The organism is Pseudomonas sp. CGJS7 (assembly GCF_036961695.1).
The window spans coordinates 19423-37568 of sequence record NZ_JBAMDI010000022.1 but is presented as its reverse complement, the minus strand read 5'-3'; the positions used below and the strand labels follow the sequence as shown (position 1 = coordinate 37568).

Sequence of the window (18146 nt, the reverse complement as noted above, 5' to 3'; positions counted from 1 at the left end):
ACACCTGCTGGCCTACTTGGGATAGAGCGGCGGCAAGCTGCCGCTCTCGCCCGTCGGCAGCAACACCTGCTCAGCTGGCGGAATGGTACCAATCGCCCGCCACAAATCCTCCCCCTGCCAATACTGCCCGCTCTCGCTATACAACGCCCCGTTCAAACCATCCAGCGCATCCGACAACGGCACGAAGCGCGCCGCCATCTCGGCCAGGGTTTCCGGTTGCTGCCGGGCCCAGGCATCCAGCGCCTGGCGCGTAGCCTGGGGGTCGTTGGCCTGGCATGCGCGCTTGAGGTCGTCCAGCAAGGTGCGTGGGCTTGGCCCGTTCTGCGCCGTGCGCAGCACCGCTGGCCGCGAACGGGCGCGCCACCACAGGGCAAAGCCCAGCACGGTGGTCAGGGCAAACACCAGTGTGGACAGCTGCCAGGGCCACAGCAGGGTGCTGGCGCTGCTGTTGTCACCCACCGGGGTGTCGGCGCTCAGTGCCGGGTTGTCCAGCACGTTCAGCGTGCGCGCCGGCAGGCTGCTGTGCTCCAGGTGGTCTTCGCGGGTGTTCCACCAGGCCACTTCCAGCGCCGGCAAGGCCAGCGTGCCGCTGTGGGTCGGCACCAGGGCTTCGCGCTCTTCGCGGTTGGCGGTCATGCCCCGTTCGCTGATTTCGTTGCGCAGCAGCGGCTGGTCAGGGTAGCGGCGCAGGCCGATGATCTCCGTAGCCGGCAGCGGCGGCAGTTGGGTGCTGGACAAGCCTTCGGCACGCAAGGTGATGTTGCGCGTCAGCGAGTCGCCAATCTGTACCTGCTGGCTGCCCGGGTCGGGGCTCCAGTGCTCTTCCAGGGTCAGGCTGCTGGCTGGCAACCACGGCAAGTCAGCCGGCCAGGCTGCCGGAATCGGCCGTACCGTGAGGCGCAAGGGCAGCGAGCTGACCTGCACCTGGTGGCCGGCGCGGGCCGTGCCATTGGCCTGCGCTGCTTCGTCGCTGCTGGCAGCTGCCGTGGCGGTGAACGTCAGTGACGGGATGTCGAGGGTGCCACTTTGCTGGGCATACACCGCATAGCGGGTTTCGATCACGCCATGACGCACGCCGTTGATTTCCTTTTCATACGTGCGCGACTCGCCCAACGGCTCGACCTTGGCGTTCTCCAGTTGCAGGGGGCTGAGGCTGCTGTCGTCGTACAGCGCTACCGAGTGGTAGATGCGCAGGGTCAGCACGGCTTGGGCCTGGACATAGACGTCTTGGCTGTCGAGGGTCGCTTCGATGAATACCTGAGCGTTGTCCTGGCGGCTGGCATCGGCCTGCAGCACTTGCAGTTCGATGGCCTGGCTGTGCGACTGGCCCAGCCGCAGCTCGGGGATGCGCAGGGTACCGCTGCGCCGTGGCAGCAGGGTAATGATCCAGCGGGTGCTGGCGCGGGTTTCGCCGTCCAGGGTGTGCAGGCTGTTCAGCTGTCGCGTGCCGCGCACTTCGAAGTCACCTTCCAGGGCGCGCAGGTCGGGCTTGCCGAACTGGGTGACGTCCTGGCTTTCCAGGGTCAGTTCCAGGCTTTCGCCAGCTTCCAGGCGGGTGCGGTCGACGCTGGCCTGCAGCAGCGGTTCGGCCTGGGCCAGCACGGCCCACAGCAGGGTGAGGAGAAGGACGCCGAAGCGACTCATCGTGATTTTTCCTGATGCAATTGCTGTTCATACCAGAATTTGCGTCGTAGCAGCTCTGCCGGGTTGTCGGGGATTTCCCGCAGCCATTGCTCCAGGGCTTGGCGCTGTTCGCCGTCGAGGCTGGTCGACACCGGGCGCTGTGGCGGCTGGATGACACTGTCGTCGCTCCCGGCCTGGTTGCCGGGTGCGGCCTGGCTGTTGCTGCTGCTTTCGCCGGGTTGTTCGGAGCTGGCCTGTTGGTCGTCGCCGGGTGTGCCTTGGGCCGGGCTGCTGGCCGAGCTGCTGTTGCCTTCGGTTTCACTGCCGGGCGTGTCTTGGGCATCGCTGCCGGGTGGTTGTTCCTCGGCCTTGGCTTCACGTTGTTGCAGCAGTTGCTGCACCAGCGCCTGGTTGTCCAGCGCGGCCTGCAGGTCGGGCTGACGCTCCAGGGCTTGCTCGTAGGCATCCAGGGCGGCTTCCAGCTCGCCACTGCGGGCCAGGGCATTGCCTCGATTGTAGTGGGCTGCTGCAGTGTCGCCTTGGGAAAATGCCTCGGCGGCACCGGCATAGTCGCCGGCCTGGTACAGGGCCATGCCGCGCCATTGCGGGTTCTGGAAGTGACGCGCAGCGCTGGCCGGGCGGTTTTGCTCCAGCAGCATCTGGCCTTGCTGGTCGGGACGCAGCCACAGGTCGTTGAGCTCGAAAGCATGGCCAGGCTGCGGCAAGGCCAGCAGCAGCGGCAGGCAGAACAGCCAGCCGCGCCGGCCGGCGCAGGCGGCCAGCAGCAACAACGGAATCAGCAGCCAGTACCCTTGGTCGGCCCAGCTGTCCAGTTGCAGGGTCTGGCCGTCATTGCGCCCGCTCCGCGGGTTGTCGAACAGGCCCAGGCCACGCAGGTCGAGGTCGTCAATGCGGGCGTGCCGGTAGCGCCCGCCTGTGCCGCTGATAAAACCCTTCAGGCTGGCACTGTCCAGGCGAGGCAAGAGGATGCCGCCCTGGTCGTCTTTAAGGTATTCGCCATTGGCCTGGCGCACCGGGGCGCCTTCGCGGCTGCCGATGCCCAGCATCAGCAGGCTTGGGCCTTGGCGGCCGAGGGCCTGGGTGATGCCCTGGCGCTCGGCGGCGCTGAGCGCCGAGCCTACCAGCAGCAGGCGGCCTTGGCCGAGGCCGCTCTGGGCCAGCAGCGCCAGGCCTTTTTGCACGGCCAGGTCGGCACGCTGGCCGGGTTTTGGCATGATCGACGGGTCGATGGCCTCAAGCAAATTGCGGGTGGTGGCCAGGTCGTCAGACAGCGGCACCAGGGTGTGCGCGGAGCCGGCATACACCACCAGCGCCGTCTGGCTGTCGCGGCGGTGTTCAAGCAGGTCGAGGATCTTGCGCCGGGCCTGTTCCAGGCGGTTGGGCGGGCTGTCCTCGGCGAGCATTTGCGGGGTCAGTTCGAGCAGGATCACCAGGGGGTCGGCCGGGCGCTGACGGCTTTCTTCCAGCCGCTGCCAGCTGGGCCCGAGCAGCGCCAGGATCACCAGTAACCAGGCGAGGCCCAGCGCCACCCACGGCAGTTTGCTGGTGCTGCCACTGCCGCCACCCAGCAGTACACCATGGAAGGCGGGCGGCAGAATCATCTGCCAGCGCCCGGCACGCTTGCGCCGGTGCCACAGCTTGTACAGCAGCCAGCCGAGCACGGGAACCGCCAGCAGCCAGAGCGGGCGCAACCATTGGGGCCACAAGTCGATCATCGCCGCCTCCTTAAACGCAGGCGCTTCAAGCGCTGGCGCCATTCCGGGTGCGGCTGCAGGAAGCGCGGCTTGCGCAGCAGGCGCTGCAACAGGTTGTCGGGCCACTGCACGGCTACCACCAGCAGCACGCTGAGCAGCAGCGCCAGCGCCAGGGGCCAGGCGTACAGGGCCTGGGCTGTGCGCGCCTGGGTCGGTTGCTGGGCCACTGGCTCCAGTTGGTCGAGGGTATCGCCGATAGCGTCCAGTTCGGCGCCGTCATGGGCGCGGAAGTAGGCACCGTGGGTGATGTCGGCAATTTCCTTGAGCGCGGCTTCGTCCAGGTCCAGGCTCGGGTTGAGGCCGAGCAGGCCTGGGGTGCCACTGGCTTCGGGGTTGGCGCCGATACCGATGGTGTAGATGCGCACGCCTTCCTGGGCCGCCAGGCGGGCGGCTGTCAGCGGGTGAATTTGCCCGCCGTTGTTGGCGCCGTCCGTGATCAGCACCAGCACCCGGCTTTGTGCCGGGCGTTCGCGCAGGCGTTTGACCGCCAGGCCAATGGCGTCGCCGATGGCGGTGTTCTTGCCTGCGATGCCGATCTGCGCCTCGATGAGGAAGGTGCGCACGGTGCGCCGGTCAAAGGTGAGCGGCGCCTGCAGGTAGGCCTGGCTGCCGAACAGGATCAGGCCCACGCGGTCGCCTTCACGGTCTTGCAGGAAGTCGCCCATCAGCGCCTTGACCAGGTCGAGGCGGCTGATGTCCTCGTTCTGCCACTGCATGTCGGGGAAGTCCATCGACCCGGACACGTCCACTGCCACCAGCAGGTCGCGGCCGCTGGCGGCGATCGGCACCGGTTCGCCCAGCCATTGCGGGCGCGCGGCGGCGCACAGCAGCAACAGCCAGATGACGACGAACGGTGCCTGCTGGCGCCAGGTGGGCAGGTTGAGCCTTGCGCGGCGCCCGGCCAGGCCTTCCAGCTCGTTGAGGAAACCCACCTTGAGCACCGGTTCACCACTGTCGGCAGCGGGCAGCAGCAGGCGCGCCAGCCATGGCAGCGGCAACAGGGCGAAGACCCACGGCCAGGCCAGTTCAAACATGCTTGCGGATCCAGATTTCGACGGCTTGGCTGAGCCCGGCGATGGCCTTGTCGTCGAGCTTGCACTCGGGTTTATAGGCGCCTTCTACCAGTACCATCCAGCGGGTCAGGCCGGCGGCCGGGCAGCGGTTATCCAGAAAGGCCAGCCACTCGCGGCCGTTGAGGGTGTGGCTGTTGGCGCCTGGGTAGTGGTTGCGGCACAGGCGTTTGAGCAGGGCGTTGATCTGTTGCAGCCAGGCGCCGGCCGGGGCGCCGTCATACGGGCGTGGCAGGCGGGCCAGCTCGGCCAAGGCCTCCAGGCGCACCGGGTCCAGGGGTTGTTCGGCGCGCACGATGCGGCGTTTGCCCGGGCGCCAGCGGCGCAGCCGCCACAGGCCCCAGCCCAGGAGTGGCAGGACGGCCAGCAGCAGCCACCAACCCGGTGCGGGTGGCCACAGGCTGACCGGTGCCGGGGCGATCAGTGGGTGCAACTGGTCGAGCGGGTTCATGACGCGCTCCGTGGCCGCTGGGCGTTCAGGTACTCGCGCAGTTGTTCGACCATTTCACTTTGCGTGCTCAGAGGCATCAGCACCACCCTCAGCTTTTGCGCCATCAGCTCCCAGCGCTCGATGCGGGCTTCGGCCTGCTGGCGGTAGGCCTGGCGCAGGTTGGCGTCGAGAGTATCGAGCTCCAGCTGGGCACTGCGCTGGGCGAAGCGCAGCAGGCCGGCAGCGGGCAACGCGTGGTCGAGCGGGTCGGATACCGGCAGCAACAGCAGGTCGCAATGCCGTGAGAGCATGGCCAGGTGCTGTTCCACCTGGGCGCTGAGCGAGCGTTCATCGCAGATCACGATGGCCAGGCTGCCGGGGCGCAGCACTTCGCGGGCGCGGCGCAGGGCCAGGCCGAGGCTGTCGGCCCCGGGTATGGCTTCGGTGTGCAGTGACTGGTTGACCTTTGCCAAGCGGTTGAGCAGTTGCAGCAGGCTCTGCTTGCTGCGTCGGGGCTTGATTTCGTGGTGTTCGTTGTCGCCGAACACCAGGCCGCCGATGCGGTCGTTGTGGCCCAGCGCTGCCCAGCCGAACAGCGCCGCAGCCTGGGCCGCCAGCACGGACTTGAACATCAGCCCTGAGCCGAAGAAAAGCCGTTGGCTTTGTTCGACGAGGATGAAGATCGGCCGCTCGCGTTCTTCGTGGAACAGCTTGGTGTGCGGCTCCTGGGTACGCGCAGTGACACGCCAGTCGATGTTGCGCACATCGTCGCCGGCCTGGTAAACGCGCACCTGGTCGAAGTCCACGCCGCGCCCGCGCAGCCTGGAATGGTGCAGACCGACTAGCGGGCTGCGCTGGCCGGGCTTGGAAAACAGCTGGATTTCGCGCACGCGGTGGCGCATGTCGATCAGCTCGGCAAGGCCAATGCGGATGCCGTGTTCGGCCAGCTGCGCAGTGGGCATGGGGTCAGGCAACGGCGACGACGTCGAGGATGCGCTGGACCACGCGGTCCTGGTCAATCCCTGCCGCCTCGGCCTCGAACGAGAGGATGATGCGGTGGCGCAGGACGTCGAACAGCACGGCCTGGATGTCTTCGGGGCTAACGAAGTCGCGCCCGGCCAGCCAGGCATGGGCACGCGCGCAGCGATCCAGCGAGATGGAGCCACGCGGGCTGGCGCCGTAGGCGATCCAGTCGGCCAGCTCGGTGTCGAACTTGGCCGGGGTGCGGGTGGCCATGACCAGCTGCACCAGGTATTCCTCCACTGCGTCGGCCATGTACAGGCCAAGGATTTCCTTGCGCGCAGCGAAGATGGCCTGCTGGCTGACCCGGCGCTCAGGCTTGGTCTCGCCGCCCAGGGCTTCACCCCGGGCCTGCGCCAGGATACGCCGCTCTACGGCGGCGTCGGGGAAGCCGATTTTTACATGCATCAGGAAGCGGTCGAGCTGGGCTTCGGGCAGCGGGTAGGTGCCTTCCTGCTCGATCGGGTTCTGCGTGGCCATGACCAGAAACAGCGGCGACAGGTCATAGGTGCTGCGGCCCACGCTGACCTGGCGCTCGGCCATGGCTTCGAGCAGCGCCGACTGCACCTTGGCCGGTGCGCGGTTGATTTCGTCGGCCAGCACCAGGTTATGGAAGATAGGCCCCTGCTGGAACACGAAGCTGCCGGTTTCCGGGCGGTAAATCTCCGTGCCGGTGATGTCGGCCGGGAGCAGGTCGGGGGTGAACTGGATGCGATGGAACTGCGCTTCGATGCCTTCTGCGAGTTCTTTGATGGCTTTGGTCTTGGCCAGGCCCGGTGCCCCTTCGACCAGCATGTGGCCGTCGGCCAGCAGCACGATCAACAGCCGTTCGACCAGTTTCTCCTGGCCTAGGATCTGGGTAGAAAGAAAAGTGCGCAGCGCGATCAGCGCTTCACGGTGTTCCATCGGCGACGGTTCCTGGTAGGGGCCTGAGGCGGCGTGAGGCAGCAGCCTTGGCAAGGGGGGATACTTTAATCTATCCGGGGGGGCGACCACCAATGGCGGCGGGTAAATTTATCGTTGCAGCCGGGCATGCGGGCAAAGAAATGTCCCACGTATGGCTGGCCATTGCCTGATGTTCCGTGACGGCGTGCTGGCGCCTGCTTGTGCTTTTCGGACAAGCAGGAGGCACGATGATGAAAATGAGCAGCGCCAGCACGCCAAACCTTACGCCGATCACCTTGCGGTTTGGTGTTTTCTTCGATGGCACCGGTAATAACCAGCACAATGCCATGACGATGGGTGAGCAGGGCGACAAGGGCGGCAGCTATGGCAACGCCTTGAGCAATGTGGCCCTGTTGCATGCGTTGTATCCGGCTAAGGCGGCCAATGCCGAGGGGCCGCAGGCGTTCTTGAAGCACTATGTGGAAGGCGTGGGCACGCTGGCGGGTGAAGCCGACCATGTCTACGCCTCGGCCACCGGGCATGGGCGCACGGGGGCCGAGGCGCGGGTTGCCGAGGCGTTGCAGGCGATGGCCGAGCAACTGCAGGCGTGGCGCCGGGCGCATCCGCAGGCAACGCTGGAAGGGGTCGAGTTCGATCTTTTCGGTTTCAGCCGCGGTGCGGCGGCGGTGCGGCATCTGGCCAACCTGCTGCACGAGGGCGCGGGCGGGCTGTTGTCGGTGGCGTGCGAAACCTCGATCAACTTTATCGGCCTGTTCGACACCGTGGCGGCGATCATCGCGCCGTTACAGGGCGACTTCGACCCGGCAGACGGCCGCCACGGTCGCCTGCGCCTGGGCCTAAGTGCGGGTATTGCCCGGCACGTGGTGCAGCTGGTGGCCGAGGACGAGCGGCGGCATAACTTCCCGCTGGTGCGCAGTGGCCACGATATCCTGCTGCCGGGCGTGCACTCGAATATTGGGGGGGGTTACCCGGAGACCTTCCTGGAGCAGGTGCTGCTGTGCAAGCCGCAGTCCCAGTGTGTGCCTGCAGGCACGCGTGTCGAGCAGTGCCGCGTCCATGCCAAGGTGAGTGCCTTGCTGGCTTCGACGTTTGCCGACATGGGCGAACCCAGGCCGCGCGTGATGACCTGGGAGGAGCCGATTGCCGGTGGGCGTCGGGACGAGGCGCAAAAGCAGGTCTATGCGGCGGTGTACCGGGAGCGGCAAGTGGCGGGGCACCTGTCCCGTGTGTACTTGAGCGTGATGCGGGCGTTGGCGGTGCGCGCGGGTGTGCCGTTAGCGCCGTTGGGGGCGCAGGCTGAGCATTGGCTGCCGGATGAGTTGTCGGGCATCAGCCGCAAATTGCATGCCTTTGCCTTGGGGGAAACTGGCCAGGTGGGGTTGAGCGAGGAAGAACAGCGGCTGTTGCGCGACAGATACGTGCATGCGTCAGCGAACTGGAATGCACTGAAGGGCTTGCGCAACAGTGTACTGGATGTGCTGTTCGTCAATCGGCCGGGGGCAGGCGGGCGCGTGGTGCATGCCAACCCGGCGCAATGAATGACTGATCCTGGCCTGGCAATGCTGCACCGGGCCTACAGGGCGCGCGCCAGCTGTTCAGTCGCGCGCCTTCTGGCTGAATACGTCTCCTGTGCCAGGGTCAGCAGCACCGTCAGCAGCATGAACACCACCGATGCGATGAAAATCCCGTTGGGCAGGCGTTGATCGAGCATCCAGCCGAACGCTACCGGCCCGATGGCGCCGCCGATGTTGAACCCGGTCGACACCAGGCCGAAGGTTTTGCCCTCGGCCCCGGGTGGCGCCGCCGCCTTGACCAGCATGTCCCGTGATGGGGCGATGGCCCCGGTGAGCAAGCCGATGGCACCCAGTACGACCACCAATGCCCAGCCCTGCAGCAGCCCCAGTGCCACCAGAGCGGTCAGCGCAGCCGCCAGCGCGAAGGCCAGCGCCGCCACCAGGCCATGGCGCCGGGTACGGTCGGCCAAAGCGCCCCCGCACAGCACGCCGGCTGCGCTGCTCAGCAGGAAAGCGGTGAGCGCGGCGTTGGCCCAGGCCAGTGTCAGGCCTTGGCCCTGGACCAGGGCGGCTACGGAGAACTTCTCGATGGCACTGGTGCTCAGGTTGAGCAGGATGAACAGCACCGTCAGCACGCCGATCATGGGTGTGAACAAGCGTACCCGGCCTGTTGCTGCGGCCGGGCCTGCGCCTTGTGGGTTGGCAGGCCTGGCGACCCGGTACACGCCGCTGCCGGGTATCGATATCAGCAGCAACGCGGCTACCCCGAATACCGCGCCCGCCGCCAGGGCTGCCCGCGTGCCGAACGCTGCGGCGATGCCGAGAAATACGGCTGGGGTAACGGCCGAACCGAGGAAACCGGCAAAGGTATGAATAGAGAACGACCGCCCCAGGCGTGCGGGCTCGATGCCGTTGGCCAGCAGCGCATAGTCGGCCGGGTGGTACACACCATTGGCCAGGCCAGCCATGGCCATCGCCACCAGCAATACCGCATACCCGGGGCTGGCCGCCAGCAGCACGAAGCTGAGGCTGCCCAGCAACAGCCCGGCCTTGAGCACTTTACGTGCACCATAGTGGTCGACGGCATAACCCAGCGGGGCCTGTACCAGCGCGGAGACGATGTTGAACACCGCCAGGGCTACGCCCAGCTCTACGAAGCCTACGCCCAGCAGGCCGGGTAGCACGGGCAGTAGCGCCGGGATCAGCATGATGTGCACATGGCTGACGAAGTGCACGGCAGCAATTTGGGTCAGCAGCTTGGGGCCAGCGTGGGGCATGTCGATACCTGTTGAACAGCGTGCGCCCCTGGCGCACGGCAAGGTGGTGGAAAGCTCGCTTAGCGGGAGGCGCCGCGCAAACCGGGCAGGCGACCGTTCAGTACAACATGGGCCAGCAGACCAATGACCAGGCCCCAGAAAGCCCCGCCAATGCCCAACAGGCTGATGTTGGCCGCCGCCGCCAGGAAGGTGATCAGTGCTGACTCGCGTGAACGGGCATCGGCCAGGGCGCTGGCCAGGCTGGCGCCGATGGTGCCCAGCAGGGCAAGGCCCGCCAGGGTGGTGATAAAGGTGCCCGGCAGGGCCATGAAGACACTCGCCAGCGTGACCCCGAACACCCCGACGAGGATGTAGCAGACACCGGCAGCGATACCCGCCACCCAACGCTTGTCCGGGTTTTCATGGGCTTCCTTGCCGGTGCAGATGGCCGCGGTGATGGCCGCGATGTTGAACGCGTGTGAACCGAAGGGCGCCATCAGCAACGAGCCCATGCCGGTGACGGCGACAATAGGGTTGGCGCTGGTCTTGAAACCATCGTTGCGCAGCACCAGCATTCCGGGCATGTACTGGCCGGTGAGGGTGATCAGGAACAATGGCAGGGCCACGCTGAGGGCCGCGTTGAGGGAGAAGGTGGGCGCGGTGAAAACCGGTGAGGCAAATTCCAGCCGCAACGTGGTCAGGCCCACTTGCCCCTGCAGCAACAGGTACCCCAGGCCCAGCAGCAGTATCGCGACCACGGCGTAACGGGCGGTGAAGCGTTTGAAGGCCACATACGCTGCAATCAGCAACCCGGCTAGGGTGGGGTCGACCGACAGGCTGGCAAAGGCACCGATGCCAAACTGCAGCAGGATGCCGGCCAGCAGGCCGGCGGCAATGCCGCCGGGCACGACGCGCACCAGCCGCTCGAAGCACCCGCTCAGCCCCAGCACCACGAAGCCGGCGGCCGACAGCAGGTAGGCACCTATGGCCTCGCTGTAGGGCACGCTGGCCAGGGCGGTGACCAGGAACGCGGCGGCTGGCGTGGACCAGGCTGTGATGACCGGCTCGCGGCTGTACCAGGACAATGCCAGGCCGCTGAGGCCGACGCCGATCGACACCGCCCAGACCCACGATGATGTCAGCTCCGGGCTCAGCCCGGCCACTTTGGCCGCCTGGAACACCAGGATGAACGTGCCGCCGTAGTTGACGATCACCGAAACGAGTCCGGCAATCACCGGGTGAAGGATGTCTGTCAGCCTGAGCGGGGTTGCAGAGCTTTGAGCAGGCGCGTCCATGGTTGCCTCTGGTAATGGTCAGATGAGGAGCAGTTTTGTGCGGCGAAGGGGTAATCCGACTGCAGCGTCATTGGCCCGTTCGCAGCCCAAGGCTGTTCCTGAAGAAAAAGGCTGCCCGACAGCGACAGGCTGCCGGGCAGGTTTGGGCATCAGTTGGTCAGCGCCACCAGCAGGTTTTTCAGGTGGTTGCTGCCTTGCGCATCCAGCGGCTGCAGGGGCAGGCGTGGGGCGCCGACATCCTGGCCGAGCATTTTCAGGCCGGCCTTGATGGTGGTCGGCAGGCCACGGCGGGTGATGTACTCCAGCAGCTCGTACTGGCGGTAGAACAACGCACGGGCTTCGGCCAGATCGCCTTGTTGTACGGCGTCCCACAGCGCCAGGTTGAGTGCCGGGATCAGGTTGGGCGCGGCGGTACACCAGCCCGTGGCGCCGGCCACCAAGGCTTCCAGGGTCAGCGGGTTGCAACCGTTGTAGAACGCCACCTGCCCATCTGTAGCCGTGAACAGGCGGTGCATGCGCTGGATGTCACCGGTGCTTTCCTTGACCATGGTCACATTGGGCACTTCGCCGAGGATACGCAGGATCAGCTCCACCGACAGGTCGGTGCCGCTGGTGCCCGGGTTGTTGTAGAGCATGATCGGAATGTCGATGGCGGCGCCGACCGCCTTGTAGTGGGCGACCACTTCGGCTTCGGTGAGCTTCCAGTAAGAGATGGGCAGCACCATCACCGCCGTAGCACCGCAGGCCTGTGCCAGGCGTGCACGCTGCACGGTGCGGGCGGTGGTCAGGTCGGAGACGCTGACCACGCTGGGTACGCGCCCGGCAATGCGTGCCTGGCTGAAGCGCACCACGGTTTCCCATTCGCTGTCGGACAGGTAAGCCCCTTCGCCGGTGCTGCCCAGCGGCGCGATGGCGTGCACGCCGTCTGCGATCAGGCTATCGATGGACGTGCCCAGGGCATCCAGGTCGAGTGTGCCGTCTGCCGTGAAGGGAGTGATGGTGTAGCCGATAACGCCGCGAATTACAGGTGTAGACATGACCAGGCACCTTTGCCGTTGTTGAGGAAAGAGTACAGCTTCGATCAGCCCAGGCAGTCGCCATGGGCACGCAAGGCACGGCGCGCGTAGTAGCTGAAGGCAGCACCGTGACGTTTAGGGGTGGAAATCCAGTCGTGGGCCTCTTTGCCCAGTGCTTCGGGGATGGGGCGGATGTCACCGGCGCCCATGGCCAGCAGTTGCATCTTTGCTGCGCGCTCGAACAGCAGGGCGAGCACGCAGGCTTCCTCGATCGAACGCCCAGCGATCAGCAGGCCATGATGGGAAAGCAGGATTGCGCGCTTGTCGCCAATCGCGTTCGCGATGATTTCGCCTTCTTCGTTGCCCACCGGTACACCGGGCCATTCCTTGAGGAATGCACAGTCGTCGAACAGGGGGCACAGGTCCATGTGCGAGATGGCCAGCGGAACTTCCAGCATCGACAAGGCGGCGCTGTGCAGCGGGTGGGTGTGGATGATGCAGTTGACGTCGGGGCGGGCGCGGTACAGCCAGCTGTGGAAGCGGTTGGCCGGGTTGGCCATGCCATGGCCTTGCAGCACCGTCAGGTCTTCGTCCACCACCAGCAGGTTGGAAGCGGCGATTTCGTCGAAGCCAAGCCCCAGTTGTTGGGTGTAGTAGGTGCCAGGTTCCTGCGCACGCGCAGTGATCTGCCCGGCCAGGCCAGAGTCGTGGCCGCCGTCGAACAGGATACGGCAGGTGAGGGCGAGCTTTTGTCGCACGGTGTAGGTGTTGTCGGTCAGCGCCGTCAGCATCTGTTGCTGGGCGAGTTTGACAAGCTGGTCCTTGGGGGTGTGCATGGTGGTCGTCATGGGCGGTACCTGCAGGGGGTTGAGACTAGGGATGGCTGATCGGCGTGGAGGCGACGCCAGGACACGGCGTTGATCATAATGACACAAAGTGTCATATGCAAGCGATGTGTCATCCTTGCCTCAGGGCGTCAACCCATCAGTGCCAGCGCAATCTGTTATGGCGTGCATACGCAACTGGTATTACTTGCCCCGGCTTCACGCTGTTTAGCATCGATCGGGTCTTAACCGTCGACGAGAACAACAACGTGAACCTTGGAACCCTATCCAGTCGAAGTGCCAGATACTGGCCTGAACGTCTGGCGGTGATCGACCGCCACACCCGGCTGACCTTCGCTCAGCTCGAACAGCGGGCCAACCAGCTGGCCTCGGCCTTGCTGGCACAGGGCATCGCCACGGGCGAGCATGTCGCCATCCTGGCGCCCAACCGCGCCGAACTGGTGGAAGCAGAGGTGGCTTTCTACAAGGCCGGCCTGGTCAAGGTACCGGTCAATGCGCGCCTGGCACCGGATGAAGTGATTCAGGTGCTCAACGACGCCTGCAGTGTCGCGCTGATCGCCGATGCGCAACTCGCCCAGGCGTTGCTGGCCCGCAGGCAGGAGGTACCTGCGTTACGCTTGATCGTTACCTTGGGTGAGCAGGGCGGTGACATCACCTATGCCGCATTGCTGGCCCAAGGCAGTAGCCAGCCAATCAGCTGCGATCTGCCTGACGATGCCCTCGCCGTTTTGCATTACACCTCTGGCAGCTCTGGTGTGCTCAAGGCTGCGATGCTCAGCGTGGGCAACCGCAAGGCGCTTATCCGCAAGAGCCTCGCCAGCCCTACCCGTCGCGCCGCCCCGGGCGATGTCATGGCCCACGTCGGCCCTATCACCCATGCCAGCGGCATGCAGCTGATGCCACTGCTGGCGGTCGGTGCCTGCAACCTGCTGCTGGAGCGCTACGACGACCAGCTGTTGCTCGAGACCATCCAGCGCGAAGGCGTAACCCGCTTGTTCCTGGTACCTGCCATGATCAATCGCCTGGTCAACTTCCCCGATGTCGAGCGCTACGACCTGAGCAGCTTGCGCCTGGTGATGTACGGTGCCGCGCCGATGGCACCAGCGCTGGTGAAGCGGGCCATCGAGGTATTCGGGCCGATCCTGGCCCAGGGTTACGGTGCTGGCGAGACCTGCTCGCTGGTAACCGTCCTGACCGAACAGGACCATTTGTGCGAGGGCGGCGACTACCGGCGCCTGGCCTCATGCGGGCGTTGCTACTTCGAGACCGACCTGCGCGTGGTGAACGACCACTTCCAGGACGTCCAGCCGGGAGAGGTGGGCGAAATCGTAGTCAAGGGCCCGGACATCATGCAGGGCTACTGGCGCGCACCCCACCTCACCGCCGAGGTGATGCGCGACGGCTACTACCTGACTGGCGACCTGGCCACGGTGGATGAGCAGGGGTATGTGTTCATCGTCGACCGCAAGAAAGAAATGATCATTTCCGGTGGTTTCAACATTTACCCCAGCGAGGTCGAGCAAGTGCTCTACAGCATGCCGCAGGTGTTCGAGGCGGCGGTGGTGGGGGTGCCTGACGAGCAGTGGGGCGAAGCGGTGCGGGCGGTGATCGTGCTCAAGCCGGGCATGGCGCTGCAGGAGCAGGACGTCATCGAACATTGCGCCCAGGCCCTGGCCGGTTTCAAGAAACCACGCGCCGTGGATTTCGTCAGCGAGCTGCCGAAAAACCCCAACGGCAAGGTGGTGCGCCGGTTGATCCGTGACGCCTACTGGCAAAACAGCGAACGCCGTATCTGACACGAGGAACGACCATGTATCAGCCAAGCGAAAAGGCCCAGCAGATCATCGAGGCCATCAGTGGCTTCGTTCGCAACGAAATCCTGCCCCTGGAACAGCAAGCCGGTCTCAGTTGGGCAGAGCCGCACCCGCGGGCGGTGCTGCAGCAGGTATGGCAGCGCTCGTGCGAGCAGGGCTTCTACAACATCATGCTGCCCGAGGCGATAGGTGGCGCCGGGTTGAGCGTGTCAGACCTGTGTGCGGTCAAGGAAGCCACGGTGCTCACCGGCTCGATGCTGGCGCCGCATATTCTCGGCGAGCTTTCCGGGCCGCCCCGTATCGGCCATCTGTTCAAGGTGGCGAGCCCGACACAGATCGAGGCGTTCCTGCAGCCGGTGTGCCGTGCCGAAAAGGCCGTGTGCTTCGCCCTGACTGAAAGCGAAGCCGGCTCTGATGCAACGGCGATCAAGACCTCCGCACGGCGGGAAGGTGAACACTATGTGCTCAATGGCGCCAAGCGCTACATTTCAGGGGCGCCCTATGCCGACATCGCCGTGCTGCTCGCGGTGACGGATCCCGGGCGCGGTGCCCAGGGGATTTCGGCATTCTTCGTCGACCTGAGCGCACCGGGGGTAAGGGTTGAAAGCGATTATTCGGTCATGTCAGGCGGTGGTGCGCATGGCGACATCATCCTTGAGGACGTACGGGTGCCGGCGGCCAACCGCATCGGTGAGCAAGGGCAGGGTTTCAAGCTGACGATGGGGCGCATCACCCTCAATCGCCTGCTGCATTGCCCCACCTTGCTGGGGCTGGCCGGCCTGGCCCTGAACCTCTCGATCGACTATGCCCGCACGCGCAAGCAGTTCGGCCAGCCTATCGCCATGTTCCAGTCGATCAACCACATGATCGCCGACATGGCCACCGAGCTGCATGCTGCACGCAGCATGGTCTACGCCACGGCAGCGGTGAATGACGCCGGCGGCAATATCCGCACCCAGGCCCCGATGTGCAAGCTGTTCGTTTCGGAGACGGCCTTCCGCATCGCCGATCGCGCCGTGCAGATACACGGCGGTGCCGGGCTGCTGCGTGGCAACCCGGTGGAGTGGATATTCCGTGCGACACGTATGATGCGCATTCTCACCGGAACCAGCGAGATCCAGCGCAACACCATCGCCAAGGGCGTGCTCATGCCTGAGCAATGACGCGGTATGCCCGGCCCGTGGCGGCCGGGCTCTCCAGACAATAACAAGAACGAGAGATCATCATGACTCATACTGACACCCCCGCACGTGCAGGCACGGCCTGGATGATTGCGGTACTGCTGGCGCTGTTGATGCTGGTGAACTTCCTGGACAAGGTGGTCATTGGCCTGGTGGCGGTGCCGATGTCCAGGGAACTGGGCTTGTCCCCTGCCGAGTTCGGCCTGGTAGGGGGCGCACTGCACTGGTTCTTCGCCATCTCGGCGGTGATAGGCGGCTTCATGGCCAATCGCCGGCCAACCCGCACCCTGCTGCTGGGCATGGGCGCGTTCTGGGCGCTTATCCAGTTGCCCATGTTGTTCGTCAGCTCGCTGTGGGCGATCGTCGCCTGCCGGGTGCTGCTGGGTATTGGCGAAGGGCCGGCCTCACCGGTGGCTACACATGCCTTGTACAAGTGGTTCCCCAACGACCGTCGCAACCTTCCCGTGGCGCTGTTGCATACCGGCAGTGCGCTGGGGCTGCTGGTAGCCGGTGCCATGATCCCATGGATCAGTGTGCACTACGGCTGGCGCATGAACTTCATTGTGCTGGCGGTGATCGGCGCGGTGTGGTGCTTGCTGTGGTGGCGGCTGGGCAGCGAGGGCAACCTCGACCGCATTCGCCCGGGCCAGCTTGAAGAAGGGCAGGCCCCTGTTCCCTATCGACGGCTGCTCGGTGACCGCACGGTATTGGGCAACTACTTGTGCCACTTCGCCGCCAATTGGTCCCTGGCATTGACCCTGACCTGGGTACCGAGCTACCTGGAAACCGGGCTGGGTATCGACCCGATCATGACCGGCCAGGTGTTCGTCCTGTTCGTGGTGGTTACCACGCCGCTGAGCCTGTTCATGGCCTGGCTGTCCCAGCGCATGATGCGTGCCGGGGTTGCCACACGCTGGTCGCGCGGTGCGTTCGTTTCCGTGTGCCTGATCGCCAGCGGGCTGCTGTCGGCGGCATTGTTTCTGCCGGGTCTGAGCAACGTCGAGCGGATCGTCAGCCTCACGTTCAGCGGCGGGCTGGCGCTGGTGATGTACTCCGTGGGGCCTGCCATGCTGGCGGAGTTCACGCCCAGCGGGCAGCGCGGCGGCATTCTGGCGATCGGCAACGGTATCGCCTCGTTGGCCGGGCTGTCGGCACCGGTGGTCACCGGTTTGCTGGTGCAGGGCGCCGGGGCCGGGCACACGGCAGGGTTTGGCCAGGGTTTTCTGGTGTGCGGCGCGGTGCTGGTGATTGCCGGGCTGATCGGGCTGGCCTGGATGGACCCGCAGAAAACCCGGCAACGTCTGGTGCAGGTTGGCACGGCTGCGCCAGCCCAGGCGTGATGTTCACAGCGCTCAGAGGCTCTGCTCCGCCAGGGCCTCGCGCTCGATCAAGGTGCCTTTCCAGCGCTCGCTGCGCACCGCATCCACCAGCAGTGCGCGCACCAGGTCGCGCATGCAGGCGGCGGCGAACGACAGCGGCTTGTGCTGCGAGTGGGCCAAGGCGATGGTGCGGGTGATGCGCGGTTCCACTATCAGCCGCGCGCTGGCAGGCGCGGCCAAATCCAGCAGCGGCGGCCAGTTGCTGATGGTGGCCGCCAGGCCGGCACGGACCAGGCTGGTGATACCGGGGGCGGACTGCTGTTCGTAGCTGGAGTCCAGGGTCACACCGGTCTCCATGGCAGCCTGCTCGATGCGCCTGCGCAAGTGCAGGCTACGGGGTGGCATTACCAGGCGGCTCGCTGCGGCTTCAGCCAAGGTAATGGGCGACTCGTCAGGACCGTGCCCAGGCAGGCCGACCCAGTACAGGTCTTCGGAAAACACGGGCTCGGCGACCACATGGACAAGTTCTTCGGCGTTGGGCACCACGCCGAAATCCACCTTGCCCAGCTCGATCGCCTGGCCACCTTCGCGGCTCAGGCCATCCCATACGGTGAGCTTGATCCCCGGGAAGCGTGCCTGGGCCTGGGTAATGATGGCCGGCAACAACAGTGCCGAGGCAGTGGCGGGAATCGAGATGGCCACGTGCCCCTTGGGGTTGCCGCGGCTGGATTTCAGCTCGTCCTTCACCGAATCGAGCTGCTGCACGACCGATCGTGCCACTTCGTACAACTGCCGCCCGGCATCGGTCAGTTCGATACCGTCATGCTGGCGCGCCAGCAGTTGCATTTCCAGTTCGCTCTCCAGCAGGCCTATCTGTCGGCTCAAGGCCGGTTGGGCGATGAACGCCTGGCGTGCGGCATTGGAAAAACTGCCGGCTTCGACAATGGCGATCAAATAACGCAGCTGTTTCAAAGTCATCGTGATTCTCAGGCTATGCCGAAGTGATATGGCAACCATCGGGAGACGCTATTTGTTTCAGCCCCGGTGGCCTACTTAGTATCGGTAAGCAGCAAAACGAGGAT

The 18146-nt window shown here is 65.4% G+C and carries 15 protein-coding genes; 4 read left to right on the top strand and 11 right to left on the bottom strand.

The window, feature by feature from the left end:
- Positions 1-12 precede the first annotated feature (12 nt).
- Genes V7787_RS15690 through V7787_RS15665 form a run of 6 tightly spaced genes read right to left on the bottom strand, consistent with a single transcriptional unit; the run spans position 13 to position 6824 of the window.
- The gene (locus tag V7787_RS15690; RefSeq protein ID WP_064492360.1) at positions 13-1644 is read right to left on the bottom strand and encodes a BatD family protein; all 1632 of its coding nucleotides are present in this window, start codon (positions 1642-1644) and stop codon (positions 13-15) included.
- On the bottom strand, positions 1641-3359 hold the full coding sequence (locus tag V7787_RS15685) for a vWA domain-containing protein (RefSeq protein ID WP_064492359.1): 1719 nt from the start codon (positions 3357-3359) through the stop codon (positions 1641-1643). Before V7787_RS15685 ends, V7787_RS15690 begins: the two co-directional genes overlap by 4 nt.
- Positions 3356-4432, bottom strand: coding sequence for a vWA domain-containing protein (locus tag V7787_RS15680; protein WP_010953038.1), 1077 nt, complete (start codon positions 4430-4432; stop codon positions 3356-3358). The genes V7787_RS15685 and V7787_RS15680 overlap by 4 nt, the downstream gene beginning before the upstream one ends.
- Positions 4425-4919: a DUF4381 domain-containing protein gene (locus V7787_RS15675; RefSeq protein WP_010953039.1), complete on the bottom strand. Its 495-nt coding sequence runs from the start codon at positions 4917-4919 to the stop codon at positions 4425-4427. The genes V7787_RS15680 and V7787_RS15675 overlap by 8 nt, the downstream gene beginning before the upstream one ends.
- Positions 4916-5860, bottom strand: a complete 945-nt coding sequence (locus V7787_RS15670; protein ID WP_014591862.1) for a DUF58 domain-containing protein — start codon at positions 5858-5860, stop codon at positions 4916-4918. The genes V7787_RS15675 and V7787_RS15670 overlap by 4 nt, the downstream gene beginning before the upstream one ends.
- Before the next feature lie 4 nt (positions 5861-5864).
- Positions 5865-6824: an AAA family ATPase gene (locus V7787_RS15665; protein WP_003247242.1), complete on the bottom strand. Its 960-nt coding sequence runs from the start codon at positions 6822-6824 to the stop codon at positions 5865-5867.
- A gap of 227 nt (positions 6825-7051) precedes the next feature.
- On the opposite strand from V7787_RS15665, the gene V7787_RS15660 reads away from it, so the two are divergent.
- Positions 7052-8362, top strand: a complete 1311-nt coding sequence (locus tag V7787_RS15660; protein WP_064492358.1) for a phospholipase effector Tle1 domain-containing protein — start codon at positions 7052-7054, stop codon at positions 8360-8362.
- A gap of 35 nt (positions 8363-8397) precedes the next feature.
- Here V7787_RS15660 and V7787_RS15655 read toward each other — a convergent pair whose 3' ends face one another.
- The 4 genes from V7787_RS15655 to V7787_RS15640 all read right to left on the bottom strand — a co-directional run bounded on the left by V7787_RS15655 (position 8398) and on the right by V7787_RS15640 (position 12753).
- Positions 8398-9615: an MFS transporter gene (locus tag V7787_RS15655; RefSeq protein ID WP_064492357.1), complete on the bottom strand. Its 1218-nt coding sequence runs from the start codon at positions 9613-9615 to the stop codon at positions 8398-8400.
- Between the two features lie 59 nt (positions 9616-9674).
- On the bottom strand, positions 9675-10889 hold the full coding sequence (locus V7787_RS15650) for a benzoate/H(+) symporter BenE family transporter (protein WP_014591859.1): 1215 nt from the start codon (positions 10887-10889) through the stop codon (positions 9675-9677).
- Between the two features lie 149 nt (positions 10890-11038).
- A complete protein-coding gene (locus tag V7787_RS15645) occupies positions 11039-11926 on the bottom strand; it encodes a dihydrodipicolinate synthase family protein (RefSeq protein ID WP_003247248.1) in 888 nt (295 codons plus the stop codon).
- 44 nt (positions 11927-11970) lie between these two features.
- Positions 11971-12753: an aldolase gene (locus tag V7787_RS15640; protein WP_003247249.1), complete on the bottom strand. Its 783-nt coding sequence runs from the start codon at positions 12751-12753 to the stop codon at positions 11971-11973.
- Between the two features lie 245 nt (positions 12754-12998).
- On the opposite strand from V7787_RS15640, the gene V7787_RS15635 reads away from it, so the two are divergent.
- The 3 genes from V7787_RS15635 (at position 12999) to V7787_RS15625 (ending at position 17085) form a co-directional block, all read left to right on the top strand.
- A complete protein-coding gene (locus V7787_RS15635) occupies positions 12999-14546 on the top strand; it encodes an AMP-binding protein (RefSeq protein ID WP_336088588.1) in 1548 nt (515 codons plus the stop codon).
- A gap of 14 nt (positions 14547-14560) precedes the next feature.
- A complete protein-coding gene (locus tag V7787_RS15630) occupies positions 14561-15727 on the top strand; it encodes an acyl-CoA dehydrogenase family protein (protein ID WP_336088587.1) in 1167 nt (388 codons plus the stop codon).
- Positions 15728-15831: 104 nt separating this feature from the next.
- Positions 15832-17085 carry an MFS transporter gene (locus V7787_RS15625; protein ID WP_104887267.1) on the top strand — a complete coding sequence of 418 codons (1254 nt, stop codon included), beginning with the start codon at positions 15832-15834 and terminating at the stop codon, positions 17083-17085.
- Between the two features lie 12 nt (positions 17086-17097).
- Here the strand turns inward: V7787_RS15625 and V7787_RS15620 are convergent, their stop codons facing one another.
- A complete protein-coding gene (locus V7787_RS15620) occupies positions 17098-18042 on the bottom strand; it encodes a LysR family transcriptional regulator (protein WP_003247253.1) in 945 nt (314 codons plus the stop codon).
- Positions 18043-18146 lie beyond the last annotated feature (104 nt).